The sequence below is a fragment of the Curvibacter gracilis ATCC BAA-807 genome, from assembly GCF_000518645.1.
Classification (GTDB): domain Bacteria; phylum Pseudomonadota; class Gammaproteobacteria; order Burkholderiales; family Burkholderiaceae_C; genus Curvibacter; species Curvibacter gracilis.
Genome location: NZ_JADZ01000013.1, coordinates 85312 through 99078, shown reverse-complemented (window position 1 = coordinate 99078; position 13767 = coordinate 85312). Strand labels below are relative to the sequence as shown.

The window sequence follows — 13767 nt, the reverse complement described above, 5'->3', positions numbered from 1 at the left end:
ATTGTAGGAGCCAATATCGCGGCCCTTCGACTCCCTACAATCGCCCCATGTTTCTTGATGTCGTTGATTTGGAGATCCGCTACCCCGGTCGCGAACACCTGGCGGTGGACCGCGCCAGCCTGGGCCTGAAGGCCGGCGAGATCGGGGTGTTGCTGGGCCCCTCGGGCTGCGGCAAGACCACGCTGCTGCGCGCCGTGGCCGGGCTCGAACCCGTCAGCGCCGGCACGGTCCGGCTGGCTGGCGAGTGGGTCAGCGGCCAGGGCAGCCATGTGCCGCCCGAGGGACGGCGCATCGGCATGGTGTTCCAGGACTACGCGCTGTTCCCGCACCTCAGCGTGGCCGACAACGTCCGCTTCGGGCTGCACCGCCAGCCGCGCGCCCAGCAAACCCAGCGGGTGGACGAGGTGCTGGCCCTGGTCGGGCTGCGCTCCAGCGCCCAACGCTTTCCGCACGAACTCTCGGGCGGGCAGCAGCAGCGGGTGGCCCTGGCGCGGGCCCTGGCGCCCAGGCCCCACTTGATGCTGCTCGACGAGCCCTTCTCCAACCTGGATGTGGAACTGCGCGAGCGCCTGGCCCAGGAGGTGCGCAGCATCCTCAAGGAAGCCCAGACCACCGCGCTGTTCGTCACCCACGACCAGATGGAGGCCTTTGCCCTGGGCGACCTGATCGGGGTCATGTCACAGGGGCGGATGCACCAGTGGGCCGATGCCGGCACGGTGTACCGCGAACCGGCGACCCGCTTTGTGGCCGACTTCATCGGTCACGGGGTGTTCGCACCGGGCCATGTGCAGCGCCAGGCCGGCCAGGGCTGGGTCGACACCGCCCTGGGGCCCTTGCCGGCCCCGGCGCAACGCGCCGAAGGGCCGTGCGACGTGTTGCTGCGCGCCAGCGACGTGGCCTGCGACCCGGCACCAGATGCCCCCCAGGCCCAGGTTGTCCGCAAGCTGTTCCGCGGCGCCGAATCGCTGTACGAACTGCGCCTGAGCGACGGACAGCGCCTGCTGGCCCAGTTGCCCAGCCACCTGGATCTCCCCGTGGGCAGCTGGATCGGCGTGCGGGCCCGGCCCGAACACCCGGTGGTGTTCGACCGCCTCGCCACGGCGGCCTGAAGCCGCGGCGGATCAGGCGGGCTGCAGGCCCGAGGCTGTGCGGCGCACCCGCCGCACATTGAAGGCGCTGGCGATCAGCACCGCCTGCACCACGGCCAGGCCCACTAGCACGCTGGTGTACTGGCCATGGTCCATCAGCCGGCCGAACACCAGCGGCGAGATGGCCTGCCCGATGTCCAGCCCCGCATACACCACGCCATAGACGCGGCCGGTGGCGTTCTCGGGTGTGGAGCGCTTGACCAGCAGATCGCGCGAGGGCCCGGCGATGCCATTGGCAAAGCCCATGAAGCCGAACAGCACCGGCACCAGGCTGGCCGGCACCGGGGCCAGGGCCAGGCTGAGGGCCACCAGGGCGGCCAGGCCGATGCCCACGGCCACGATGCGCTCACAACGCGTGGGGTCAGAGGCCAGAAAGCCGCCCAGCACCATGCCGCCGGCGCTGGCCACCATGTAGATGGTCAGGCACACCGCCACCAGGGTGACGGGCACGGCATGCAGTTGGCGCGCCGCCTCGGGCGCGAAGGTCTGCACCACGCTGAGCGCCATGGCATAGAACAGGAAGAAGGCAAAGCACATCCACACGGCCGGGATGCGCAGGAAATCAAGGCCGCCCGCGGCCGAGCCTGTGCTCTTGGCCGATGAGGCCGCGGCAGGCTTGGGCGCGGCGGTGGCGCTGGGCAGGCTCAGCACCTCGCGGTTGAGCCACAGCACGGCCAGCACGGCCAGGGCCAGCCCACCCGCGCTGGCCAGTGCCACGCGCCAGGAGAAAGCCATGGCCAGCGGCACCACCAGGGCCGGCGCCAGCGCCCAGCCCAGGCTGCCGGTGATGCCGTGCACGCTGTAGGCATGGCCCAGGCGGGTGGTGGCCACTTTCCGGTTGAACAAGGTGTAGTCGACCGGGTGGAACACCCCGTTGCCCATGCCGGCCAGCACCGCGCAGAACAGCAGCATCCAGTAGCTGGGGGCCGCGGCATAGCCCAGCAAGGCCACGCCCAGCAGGCCCAGGCCGGCAAACAGCACCGGGCGCGGGCTGTAGCGGTCGACCACAAAGCCCGACAGGGCCTGCACGATGCACGACACCACGAAGAACACGGTGAGCACAAAGCCCAGCTCGGTATAGCTCACGCCAAAGGCATCCTTGAGCCAGGGGAACAAGGGCGCCAGCACCAGCTGGCTGAAATGGCTGATGCCGTGGGCCAGCCCCACCAGGCCGATCAGGGCGGCATCCTGGCGGACAGTGGGTACGGGCAAGGCGTGGGCGGTGGTGGACATGAATGGGGCTCCCGATAGGCTTGACGAGGGTCATGTTAGGGGGAGTGGGCTCGTCTTGTTGACGATGAAAAGACATAATCCATCGAAATCAAGACAAATCGCAGCACCGACATGCCCGCCACCCGACGCCGCCCCGCCCGCAGCGCAGCCAGGCCCGTGACCGTGCGCCCCCCGGGCGACGTGGTCGACAGCCTGACCCCGCACCTGTACCTGCCCACGGCCGATCGCCCGCTGCGCGCCAAGATGCGCCACCTGCAGGCCGAGACCAAGGTGGTGCCGCACCACCACGAGTGGCCGCAGCTCACCTTCTCGCTCAACGGCGTGTGCCGGCTCAGCACCGACGACGGCACCTTCATCGTGCCGCCCTCGCGCGCGGTCTGGGTGCCGGCGGGCATGAGCCACTCGATCAATGTGGTGGAAGACGCCGACCTGCACACCCTGTACCTGCACCACAACGCTGCCCCGCAGCACGCCCCCTGGCAGGGCTGCGTGGTGATCGAGGTCACCGAGCTGATGCGCGCCCTGGTGCTGGGCCTGGACACGCACTCGGACGCCCAACTGAGCCAGGTCGAACCCCTCAGGCAACAGGCCTTGCTGCAACGCGAGCGCCTGATCCAGCCCCTGCTGTGCGACGAGTTGCTGCAGGCCCCGCAGATCCGCATGGGCGTGCCCCTGCCCCCGCGCGACGGCGGCGACAAGCGCCTGCGGGCCCTGTGTGAAGCCGTGCTGCGGGCCCCGGGCGAACGGGCCACGCTGGCCGAATGGTCGGCCAGCGTCGGGGCCAGCGAGCGCACCGTGGCCCGGTTGTTCCGCGAGCAGCTGGGCCTGAGCTACCAGCAATGGCGCCAGCAGGCCACGCTGGCCTATGCCCTGCCCCTGCTGGCCCGCGGCCAGCCGGTGAGCCGGGTGGCCGCGGCCAGCGGCTACGCCAGCGAAAGCGCCTTCACCGCCATGTTCCGCGCCGCCATGGGCCAGCCGCCCAGCCACTTCAGCGGCAAAGCTCGGACCAGCGCGGACACGGCCTGAGGGGCACTGTTCATCCGGTTACATCCTCACAGACAAGGCCGTCGGCTCACGCTATGCTGCCGCAGGTCCCCGACAGCCCCCTCTCTAGCCTTGCCTTGCCCATGCGTTTTTTCTCTCCCCTGACCTGGCTGCACCGACTGCCCCCCCACGTCCTCAACGGCCTGGGCGTGGCGCTCGGCATCGGCCTGATCCAATGGCTGTTCGGCAGCCACGCCACCCTGCACCTGGCCCAGCTGGCCAGCAGCGGTGCGGTGTTCTCCAGCCTGGCCGATGTGCCCACCACACCGCGGCGCTCGCTGCACCGGGTGCTGCTGGCCGCCGTGCTCGGTGCGCTGGCCACCTGGACGGTGGCGGCCCTGGACCCCTACCCCCGGCTGCTGGGCCTGGCCATCATGGGGCTGGTGTTCCTCGGCATGATGACCCTGGCCTGGGGCCCACGGGCCGGCCCGGTGTCGTTTGCCGCCGTGCTGGCCATCGTCTTCACCATGGGCGTGCCCCCGGGCACCCCGCCCGGCGAACTGCTGGCCTGGACCCTGGCCGGCTCAGCCGTGTACCTGGGCTGGGCGCAGATCCTGGTGCGCCTGCTGCAACCGCGCTACCGCAGCCTGGCCCTGGCCGCCGCGCTGGACGCCACGGCCCAGTTGCTGCGCTCACGGGCCGGGGTGGTCGAAGGGGCCGCCGAAACCGACCAGGCACGCGATTCGCTGCAGACCTGGGTGCGCGACGAGGCCGTGCTGGCCGAACGCCTGCAGGCGGCCCGCGACCTGCTGTTTGCCGCCCCCGACTCCCCCCGTGCGCGCCGCGACACCGGCATGCTGCTGCGTGCCATCGACCTGCGCGACATCCTGCTGGCCAGCCGCCTCGACCTGGAGCTGCTGGGCAGCGACGAGCTGGCCCTGCAGGTGCGCGCGGCCCTGGCGGCGCGCCTGCGCCACCTGGCCTACCGGCTGGACCAGGCCCAGGCCGGTGTGCGCGGCCTGCCGCCCACCGACGAGGCCGAGCCCCCGCTGCGGCTGGACCTGCGTGACCAGTTCCTGGCCCACCCCCTGCTGCCATCGGACGACCGGCGGGCCCGCCTGTTGCCGGCCCTGGTGAACCGGGTGCAACACCTGGCCGATGACGTGGACGCCATCCATGCGCTGCTGCGCCAGGGCGACGGCGAACTGCCGCTGACGCGCAAGGAACTGCAACTTTTCGTGGCCCCCGAAGGCTGGCCGCTGTCGGCCTTCAAGCCCCACCTGAGCTTGGCCTCGCCCGTGCTGCGCCACGCCCTGCGCGCCGCGCTGGCACTGGGTGCGGCCTACTACATCGCGCTGGCCCTGCCCTGGACCGCCCACCCCCAATGGCTGGTGCTGAGCGTGGCCGTGGTGCTGCGCGGCAACCTGGAGCAGACCCTGTCGCGGCGCAACATCCGGGTGCTGGGCACCTTGCTGGGCTGCCTGATCGTGATGGGGCTGGCCCATGTGCACTCGCCCCTGTTGCTGACCCTGGCCTTTCTGACAGCGGTGGGCCTGGCGCACAGCTTCGCGGTGGAGCGCTACCTGGTCACGGCCTCGGCGGCCACGGTGATGGCCTTGCTGCAGGCCCATCTGGCCCACCCGGCGATCGGCTTTCCGATTGTCGAACGCCTGGGCGACACGCTGCTGGGCGCCTTGATGGCCTGGGCCTTCTGTTTTGTGCTGCCCTCGTGGGAGCGGCGCGCCCTGCCCCGCTCGCTGCCGCGCCTGCTGCAGGCGCTGCGCGCCTACGCGCATGCGGCGCTGGCACCGCATGACCCGGCCCACCCCGAGCGCACCGTGACCCAACGCCTGGCCCGGCGCCAGGCCTACGACGCCCTGGCCCTGCTGGCCACGGCCCTGCAGCGCAGCAGCTTCGAGCCACGCCAGGTGCAGCTGCCGCTGCAACCCCTGACCCGCCTGCTCGACCACGCCCAGCGACTGATGGCCCACCTGTCGATGCTGCGCATGATGCAGTTGCGCGGCGGCACTGAACTGCAGCAGGCCCAGGCGCAGGCGGCGGTGCAGGCTGCCCAGAAGACGCTGGACACGCTGCTGACCCTTGGCAAACAGCCCGCCGGCGACACCGACATCGAGACCCAGGTCGAGGCCGCGGCCCTGGATGCGGGGCTGGACCTGCTGCCGGAAAAGCCGCTCAGCGAAGACGTGATGCCCTGGATGAACCGGCGCCTGCAGGTGGCCCTGCGCGACGCGGCCCGGGTGGCGTCCTCGGCGCGCGAGGCGCTGGCCGACCTGCGCCGCCCGCCGGGCTGAGCGCCTGGAAGGTGGTTCAGGCCAGCGCCTGCTCCACCGCCAGGGCCACGCTGGCCAGGCGGGCGTCATCGCCGCGCACCGAGGCCAGCATCAGCCCCACCGGCAGCTCGCCCGCGGCCTGGCAGGGCAGGCTGAAGGCACAGCCGTCGAGGTAGTTGAAGGCAAAGGTGTTGCGCAGCAACAGGCCATTGGCCTTGAAGAAGGCCTCGTCGGACGCCACCAGCGCGTCGATGGACGGCGCCAACACCGGCACGGTGGGGCACAGCACCGCGTCAAAGCCTTCCAGTTGCGCCTCCACCCGGCCAATCCAGTCGGCACGGTGGTCTTGCATGGCGATGTACTCACGGGCCAAGACAGGCGCCCCCAGCTCGATGCGGGCCGCCACGCGGGGGTCGAACTGCGCCCGTGCCCGGGCCAGGCGCTGGTGGTGCACGGCATAGGCTTCGACCGGTGAAAAGCCGCCGGGCGCGTTCAAGCGCGGGATCTCGGCCAGCTCGCTCAAGGGGATCTCGATCAACTGTGCACCGGCCGCCGACAGGCGGGTGAGCGCGTGGGCGTAAGCCTGGGCCACGGCGGACTCCAGGGCATCGAGCAGCACGGTCTGCGGCAAGGCCAGGCGCAGGCCGGCCAGCGGGCGGCGTTGCACGGGCAGCGGCGCGCCGGCCAGCACGGCATCCACCGTCAGGCAGTCGGCCACGCTGCGGGTCATGGCGCACACCGTGTCCAGGCTGCGCGACAGCTCCAGCGCGCCCTGGCGCGGCACGCGCGACTGGGTGCTCTTGAAGCCCACCAGGCCGCACAGGGCCGCCGGGATGCGGATCGAGCCTCCGGTGTCCGAGCCCAGGCCGGCCACCGCCAGGCCCAGGGCCACCGACACCGCCGCGCCGGACGAAGAGCCACCGGGGATGCGCGCCAGCGCGGCATCGGCCGGGTTGCGCGGCGTGCCGTGATGGGGGTTGATGCCCACGCCCGAAAACGCGAACTCGGTCATGTTGGTCTTGCCCAGCAGGGCCGCACCGGCGCCGCGCAGGCGGGCCACGGCCGGGGCATCGGCCAGGGCGGCGGGCTCGCCACGGCAGACCACCGAGCCGGCCAGCGTGGTCTCGCCAGCCACGTCGTACAGATCCTTGATGCTGACGGGCAGGCCGGCCAGGGCCGGCTGGGCCACGCCGGCAGCGCGCTGCGCATCGGCGTGGCGGGCCGCCGCCAGGGCGGCCTGGGGGTACAAGGTGGTGAAGACGCTGGCCGCCGCCGGGGCGGCCGCAGCCTCCAGGGCGCCGGCCACCAGGGCCTCGCAACTGGTTTCGCCCCGCGCCAGGCGGGCCTTGAGAACGGGAATGGTGTCGGTGATGAAGCGCATGGGCCCCTCGCAATTCAGCCAACCGGCATTATCGGGCGGGGGCGGGCTGCGCTGCCGCCTGGGCGTTCAGCGCGCCGGGGTCTCGGTCGGGGTGCCCGGCGCCAGCAGGCTCCACTCGAGCAGGGCCACATAGCCGTCGCTGCAGGCCAGCACCAGGCGCGGCCCGTCGCTGTGCACCACCGCGCCGGGCGGAAAGCGATGGCCCTGCTTCCAGGCCGCGGCACGGCGCACATGGAAGACCACGTTGTTGACCCGCGCCAGGCATTCAAAGCGGCCAAAGGCGCGCAGCTGGGTCTGCAACTCGTCCACGCCGCGCTCGAAATCCAGCAGGCGGTCGGCGTCGCTCCAGAGCTTCACGTAATGGCCCTCGCCCTGAGGCTGGGCCTGGTCCCACAGGGCGTCCAGGTTCATGGCCACCGCGGTGGCCAGCTGGCCGGCGGCGATCTGGGTCTTGAGGTCCAGGCTTTCGTGGCACTCGTCGTCGCTCAGCTCGAAGCTGCGGCTGGCCAGCACGGCACCCGCATCGAACTCGTGGGTGACCTGGTGGCAGCTCACGGCCCAGCGCTTTTGCCGGTCCAGCAGCGCCTGCACCAGGGGGTAGGGCCCGCGGTAGCGCGGCAGCGGCGAGGGGTGGAAGTTGATCGCATAGCGCAGGTAGGGTGCCCAGTCGCCGATGCGCCACTGGTAGCTGGCCAGCACCAGCAGCTCGCAATCACGGGCCTGCAGATCCACCATGGCGGCCTGGTCCAGCGGTGAGAGCTGGATGTCCAGCCCCAGGCTGCGCGCGTAGGCGATGGTGGCCTTGTTGTGCGAGATGCGCTCGTCGGTGGGCGCCGTGAACAACTTCACGGGCTGCCATCCCGCCTCGACAAAGGCCTTGAAAACACCGAGGTAACGGTCGGTGGCCGTGATGGCAAAGCGCCGCTCTGGCATGGGCTTCCTGGGCTGGGTCAAGGGGGCGCCAGCCCGCAGTTGCCACGCTCAAGGTGGCTGCCCCGGGGGCCGGTGTCACGATTTTGAAAGCCGCAGGTAAAGGCCGATTGAGGTTTTGGTAAACGGCAGGTAGCAGGGTAAGGCAGTCGGATGCCTGGCGATTCAGCGTGGGGGCAGGCGGGGGCTGCTGTCGCGCACTTCACCCACATCGATGATCTCGCGCACCTCGACATCGGTCACATCGGCCGAGGCACCGCGCCCAACGCCGCCCTGCCCGCCCTGGCCACGCCGCAGCACGTCGCCGAACTGCTGGCCCAGGTCAAAGCGCCGCACCCAGGGGGTGACGGGGCGCCCCGTGAGGCGGGCCCAGCCGGCCCGCAGGGTCCAGGCCAGGGCCAGCACGGCCATGGCCGCGAGCAGGCTGAGCACCAGCACCAGGGCGGCCGCCACCAGCAGCAGGCGCAACAAGAGACGGGACAAAGAGGCCAGGGCCTGGTTGAGTCCGGACATGGGTTCCTTTCAAGACGAAAAGCCCGACGCGCCAGGCGCGTCGGGCTGTGCATGCCCCTAAGATGGAGCCGCAGCGACAAAGTTCAAGCCGTCGTGGGCCGGAGCCCGTTCAGGCTGCGCTGGCCTCGCCGAAGCGGAACACCCCGGGCGCCAGCACCGGATCGACATCGACCGGGATCACGCTCTTGGGCGCGAACTTGCCTTCCAGCAGCAGCTTCGACAGCGGGTTCTCGATGCGCTGCTGGATCGCACGCTTGAGCGGCCGGGCACCGAACACCGGGTCGAAGCCCACCTTGGCCAGCTCGGCCAGTGCCGCGGGCGAGACCTGCAGCGTGAGGTCCATCTTCTGCAGGCGGGCCTGCAGGATCTGCAGCTGGATGCCGGCGATCGACTCGATGTGCTTGGCATCGAGCGCATGGAACACCACGGTTTCGTCGATGCGGTTCAGGAACTCGGGGCGGAAGTGGTTCTTCAGCTCATCCCACACCGCGTCCTTGATGTCGTCATACGACTGGCCCACCATGGCCTGGATGTGGTGCGATCCGATGTTGCTGGTCATCACGATCACGGTGTTCTTGAAGTCCACGGTGCGGCCCTGGCCATCGGTCAGGCGGCCATCGTCGAGCACCTGCAGCAACACGTTGAACACATCAGGGTGGGCCTTTTCGACCTCGTCGAGCAGCACCACGCTGTAGGGCTTGCGGCGCACCGCCTCGGTCAGGTAGCCGCCCTCTTCATAGCCCACATAGCCCGGAGGCGCGCCGATCAGGCGGGCCACGGAGTGCTTCTCCATGAACTCGCTCATGTCGATGCGGATCAGGTGCTCTTCCGAGTCGAACAAAAAGCCCGCCAGCGCCTTGCACAACTCGGTCTTGCCCACGCCCGTGGGGCCCAGGAACAGGAAAGAGCCGGTGGGGCGGTTGGGGTCGGACAGGCCCGAGCGCGAGCGCCGGATGGCGTTGGCCACCGCGCTGATGGCCTCGTCCTGGCCCACCACACGCTCGTGCAGCTTGTCTTCCATCTGCAGCAGCTTGTCTTTCTCGCCCTGCATCATCTTGGACACCGGGATGCCGGTGGCGCGGCTCACCACCTCGGCGATCTCCTCGGCACCGACCTGGGTGCGCAGCAGGCGCGGAGCGCCGTGGCTGGCGGTGCGGCCGGCTTCCTTGTCCTGGGCTTCCTTGAGCTGCTTTTCCAGCTCGGGCAGCTTGCCGTATTGCAGCTCGGCCACCTTGTTGAAATCGCCCTTGCGGGTGAGCTCTTCGATCTGCTGGCGCAGCTTGTCGATGGCCTCGCGCACCTGCTGGCTGCCCTGGGCCTGGGCCTTCTCGGACTTCCAGATCTCTTCGAGGTCGGCGATCTCTTTTTGCAGCTTGCCGATTTCCTCTTCGATCAGCTCGAGGCGTTTTTGCGAGGCCTCGTCGGTCTCTTTCTTCATGGCCTCGCGCTCGATCTGCAACTGGATCATGCGGCGGTCCAGCTTGTCGATGGCCTCGGGCTTGGAGTCGATCTCGATCTTGATCTTGGCCGCGGCCTCGTCGATCAGGTCGATGGCCTTGTCGGGCAGGAAGCGGTCGGTGATGTAGCGGTGGCTCAGCTCGGCCGCGGCCACGATGGCGGGGTCGGTGATGTCCACGCCATGGTGCACCTCGTACTTCTCTTGCAGGCCGCGCAGGATGGCGATGGTGGCCTCGACCGAGGGCTCGCCGACCAGGATCTTCTGGAAGCGGCGCTCCAGCGCAGCGTCTTTCTCGATGTACTTGCGGTATTCGTCCAGGGTGGTGGCCCCCACGCAGTGCAGCTCGCCACGCGCCAGCGCCGGCTTGAGCATGTTGCCCGCGTCCATGGCGCCCTCGGCCTTGCCGGCGCCCACCATGGTGTGCAGCTCATCGATGAAGACGATGGTCTGGCCCTCATCCTTGGCCAGCTCCGTCAGCACGTTCTTCAGCCGCTCTTCGAAATCGCCGCGGAACTTGGCGCCAGCCAGCAGCGAAGCCATGTCCAGCGACAGCACGCGCTTGCCCTTGAGCGAATCGGGCACCTCGCCGGCCACGATGCGCTGGGCCAGGCCCTCCACGATGGCGGTCTTGCCCACGCCGGGCTCGCCGATCAGCACGGGGTTGTTCTTGCTGCGGCGTTGCAGCACCTGGATGGCACGGCGGATCTCGTCATCGCGGCCGATCACGGGGTCGAGCTTGCCCTGGCGGGCCCGCTCGGTCAGGTCGAGGCAGTATTTCTTGAGCGCCTCGCGCTGGCCTTCGGCCTCGGGGCTGTTGACGTTCTGGCCACCGCGCACGGCTTCGATGGCCGACTCCAGGCTCTTGCGGGTCAGGCCCTGGCTCTTGGCGGTGGCGGCCAGCTCGATCTTGCTTTCGGTCAGGGCCAGCAGGAACAGCTCGCTGGCGATGTACTGATCGCCTCGTTTGATGGCTTCTTTTTCAGTGGCCTGGAACAGCACGGCCAGGTCACGGCTGACCTGCACCTGCTCCTGGCCCTGCACCTGGGGCAGGCGCTTGACGGCGGCCTCGGCTGCACTCAGCAGACCCGGCACGTTGACGCCGGCACGCTGCAGCAGGGCCTTGGGGCCGTCGTCCTGGCGCAGCAAGGCCACCAGCAGGTGGGCCGGCTCGATGTAGGCATGATCGTTCCCCAGGGCCAGACTCTGAGCCTCGCCTAGGGCTTCTTGAAACTTGGTGGTGAATTTGTCGATTCGCATGGGTGATCTCCAGTTGATCAGCAACTTGTGCCCAACAGGCTTATTTCAAGGGCCGCCCGACACCGGGGTGCTGACTAAAATCAAAGCATGGAGATCCACCAACTGTCGCTTCAGTACCAGCGCGAGCAAGACCGCATCCTGATGCGCTTCAACACCACCTCGCGCGAGGAGTTGCGGCTGTGGCTGACGCGCCTGCTGCTCAAGGGCTGGTGGCCCATGCTGCTGGGGGAGGTGCCCGCCCCCGCCACCGGCGACATCAGCCAGGCCAGCGCTGCCACCCCGGATCAGGCCGCGCCGCCCATCCAGGCCGTGCCCGCCCCCACCCCCCATGCCGACTATGGCCAGCCCTTTCGCGCCGACTACGTCACCCTGCCGCTGGGCGAGGTGCCCCTGCTGGTGACCGAGGTCAGCCAGCAGCGGCGTGGCGACAAGCTGGCCATCTCGTTTCTGGAGCGGCTGGACCCGCAGGCCCCAGGCCGCACCGTGGACATTGAATTCGAGCCCGGCCTGCAGCAGGGGCTGCGCCAGTTGCTGACCCTGACGCTGGGCCAGACCGACTGGAACCTGCCCGACACGCCCCTGAAGCCGCCAGAGCCCCCTTCAGCCCTCAACACGCCCCCCACGGCCAGCCGCTCAGGCTACCTGCACTGATCTGCAAGCGCCCGGTGCCTTCAGGCGTTGCGCGCTTCGATGCCCCAGCGCGCCAGCGCAGCGTCATCGCTGACCCGGGCGTCCACCCAATGCGCGCCCTGCGGGGTCTGCTCCTTCTTCCAGAACGGGGCCTGGGTCTTGAGGTAATCCATCAGGAACTCGCAACCCAGAAAGCTCTGCCCCCGGTGCGCCGAGGTGACGGCCACCAGCACGATCTGCTCGCCGGGCTGCAACAGCCCCACACGGTGCACCACCCGGGCGCCATACAGGTCAAAGCGCTGGTGGGCCTGGTCGATCATGGCCTCGATGGCGCGCTCGGTCATGCCGGGGTAGTGCTCCAGCTCCATCGACAGCACGGGCGCGCCGTTGTTGCCCTCGTTGCCGCCCCGCACGGTGCCGACAAAGCTGCACACGGCGCCCACACGCCGGTCATGGGCGCGCAGCGCGGCCAGTTCGGCAGAAACATCAAAGTCGGCGGTCTGGATCGCCACACGGGGTAATCGGCTCATGGGCTGCATTTTGGCACCGCCCGGGTGCCCGCGGGCGGCGGCGTTTATACTGCGCCGATGTTCACCGCCCCAAGCCAGCCAGCCACCGAGCGCCATGCGCCCGGCGTACCCGCCCTGGCTTGCGGCGTGAACAAATGCAAAAAACCCCAGCTCATCTGACCGGAGCTGCGGTTCCGTCCTCGGATGAGCGATGGAGCCGCACGGCAAGAGCCCCCAGCCAACCCCCAGCTGTTTTTTGCCCCAGTCCCTGTTGCGTGTTCGAGGCCGGTTCATCCCCGGGTCTTCTACCTTTGCCAAGGAAACACGCATGCCATCACGCACCCGCCAAGCCACGCTCAACCCACCCACCTCCAGCCCGTTCCAGGGCCTGTGGCTGCCTCTGATCACCCCTTTCGATGACGCCGGCCAGGTGGACCACGCGAGCCTGGCTGCCCTCACCCGACACTACAGCCAGGCCGCGCAAGGCCTGAGCGGCCTGGTGGTGTGTGGTTCGACCGGCGAGGCCGCTTCGCTGACGGAGCCAGAACAGCAGGCCGTGTTCGACACCGTGCTGGCCCACACCACGCTGCCGGTGGTGATGGGGCTGTCGGGCTACCACCTGGGCCACACGCTGGAGCGCCTGGCCGCCCTGGCCAGCTACCCGCTGGCCGGCTGGCTGGTGCCTGCCCCGCATTACATCCGTCCCTCGCAAGCCGGCCTGCAGGGCTGGTTCGAACGCATCGCCGACCAGGCCGAGGCGCCATTGATCGTCTATGACATCCCCTACCGCACCGGCTCCACACTGAGCCTGGCCACCCTGCTGGCACTGGCGGAGCACCCCCGCATCCAGGCCATCAAGGACTGCGGTGGCGACCCGGCCAAGACCCAGGCCTTGATCGAGGACGGCCGGCTGCAGGTGCTGGCCGGGGAGGACGCGCAGATCTTCAGCACCCTGACCCTTGGCGGCCACGGCGCCATTGCCGCCAGTGCGCATTGGCAAACCGGGCGCTTTGCCCGCCTGCTGGCCCTGTTGGCCGCGTCCGATCTGCCCGCCGCTCGGGTGTTGTGGCACAGCCTGCAGCCCATGATCCACGCCTTGTTCGCCGAGCCCAACCCGGCCCCCATCAAGGCCTTGCTGGCGGCCCAGGGACAGCTCCTGCCTCACTTGCGCGAGCCCATGACGATGGCCTCGCCCGGTTTGCTGCAGCGCCTGCTGACGCTGGACCGCGCCGCAGGCTGAAGCGGGGCGGCTTCACACAGCTTCACCCAGGCGACACAGTGCAGGCCAGGGGTTCACAAAACCTCACCATGAGGACATTCGCTTGTGACGGGGCACGCTGAAGATCGCGACACGCAGGCGCCAGGGCCAGATGCAGAGCCAGAGCCAGAGCTCGGGGCATTGGCGCCGACACCGTGTCCCCTCTTTCGAAGC

At 69.5% G+C, this 13767-nt stretch carries 11 protein-coding genes; 5 read left to right on the top strand and 6 right to left on the bottom strand.

Annotation, left to right across the window (positions count from 1 at the left end; genetic code table 11):
• The first annotated feature begins 47 nt into the window (after window positions 1-47).
• Window positions 48-1109 carry an ABC transporter ATP-binding protein gene (locus tag L880_RS0111405; RefSeq protein WP_027475785.1) on the top strand — a complete coding sequence of 354 codons (1062 nt, stop codon included), beginning with the start codon at window positions 48-50 and terminating at the stop codon, window positions 1107-1109.
• A gap of 12 nt (window positions 1110-1121) precedes the next feature.
• Here the strand turns inward: L880_RS0111405 and L880_RS0111400 are convergent, their stop codons facing one another.
• The gene (locus L880_RS0111400; RefSeq protein WP_027475784.1) at window positions 1122-2381 is read right to left on the bottom strand and encodes an MFS transporter; all 1260 of its coding nucleotides are present in this window, start codon (window positions 2379-2381) and stop codon (window positions 1122-1124) included.
• A 111-nt stretch (window positions 2382-2492) separates the two neighbouring features.
• Here L880_RS0111400 and L880_RS0111395 point away from each other — a divergent pair, with 111 nt between their 5' ends.
• Complete coding sequence (locus L880_RS0111395; protein WP_027475783.1) at window positions 2493-3407, top strand: AraC family transcriptional regulator; 915 nt, start codon at window positions 2493-2495, stop codon at window positions 3405-3407.
• A gap of 101 nt (window positions 3408-3508) precedes the next feature.
• Window positions 3509-5677 carry an FUSC family protein gene (locus L880_RS0111390; protein WP_027475782.1) on the top strand — a complete coding sequence of 723 codons (2169 nt, stop codon included), beginning with the start codon at window positions 3509-3511 and terminating at the stop codon, window positions 5675-5677.
• A 16-nt stretch (window positions 5678-5693) separates the two neighbouring features.
• Here L880_RS0111390 and L880_RS0111385 read toward each other — a convergent pair whose 3' ends face one another.
• The 4 genes from L880_RS0111385 to clpB form a co-directional block, all read right to left on the bottom strand.
• Entirely contained in the window at window positions 5694-7037 is a 1344-nt protein-coding gene (locus L880_RS0111385; RefSeq protein WP_027475781.1) for an amidase, read from the bottom strand.
• A gap of 66 nt (window positions 7038-7103) precedes the next feature.
• Window positions 7104-7991 (bottom strand): formyltransferase family protein, encoded by an 888-nt coding sequence (locus tag L880_RS0111380; RefSeq protein ID WP_157462809.1) that lies wholly within the window; start codon window positions 7989-7991, stop codon window positions 7104-7106.
• Window positions 7992-8132: 141 nt separating this feature from the next.
• Complete coding sequence (locus L880_RS32250; protein WP_043329256.1) at window positions 8133-8480, bottom strand: hypothetical protein; 348 nt, start codon at window positions 8478-8480, stop codon at window positions 8133-8135.
• A 109-nt stretch (window positions 8481-8589) separates the two neighbouring features.
• Entirely contained in the window at window positions 8590-11196 is a 2607-nt protein-coding gene (gene clpB, locus L880_RS0111370; protein ID WP_027475779.1) for an ATP-dependent chaperone ClpB, read from the bottom strand.
• Between the two features lie 87 nt (window positions 11197-11283).
• Here clpB and L880_RS0111365 point away from each other — a divergent pair, with 87 nt between their 5' ends.
• Entirely contained in the window at window positions 11284-11847 is a 564-nt protein-coding gene (locus L880_RS0111365) for a hypothetical protein (protein ID WP_027475778.1), read from the top strand.
• Window positions 11848-11867: 20 nt separating this feature from the next.
• On the opposite strand, the gene L880_RS0111360 is transcribed toward L880_RS0111365, so the two are convergent.
• Complete coding sequence (locus L880_RS0111360; RefSeq protein WP_027475777.1) at window positions 11868-12356, bottom strand: molybdenum cofactor biosynthesis protein MoaE; 489 nt, start codon at window positions 12354-12356, stop codon at window positions 11868-11870.
• Between the two features lie 307 nt (window positions 12357-12663).
• Here L880_RS0111360 and dapA point away from each other — a divergent pair, with 307 nt between their 5' ends.
• Window positions 12664-13575 (top strand): 4-hydroxy-tetrahydrodipicolinate synthase, encoded by a 912-nt coding sequence (gene dapA / locus L880_RS0111355; RefSeq protein ID WP_027475776.1) that lies wholly within the window; start codon window positions 12664-12666, stop codon window positions 13573-13575.
• Window positions 13576-13767 lie beyond the last annotated feature (192 nt).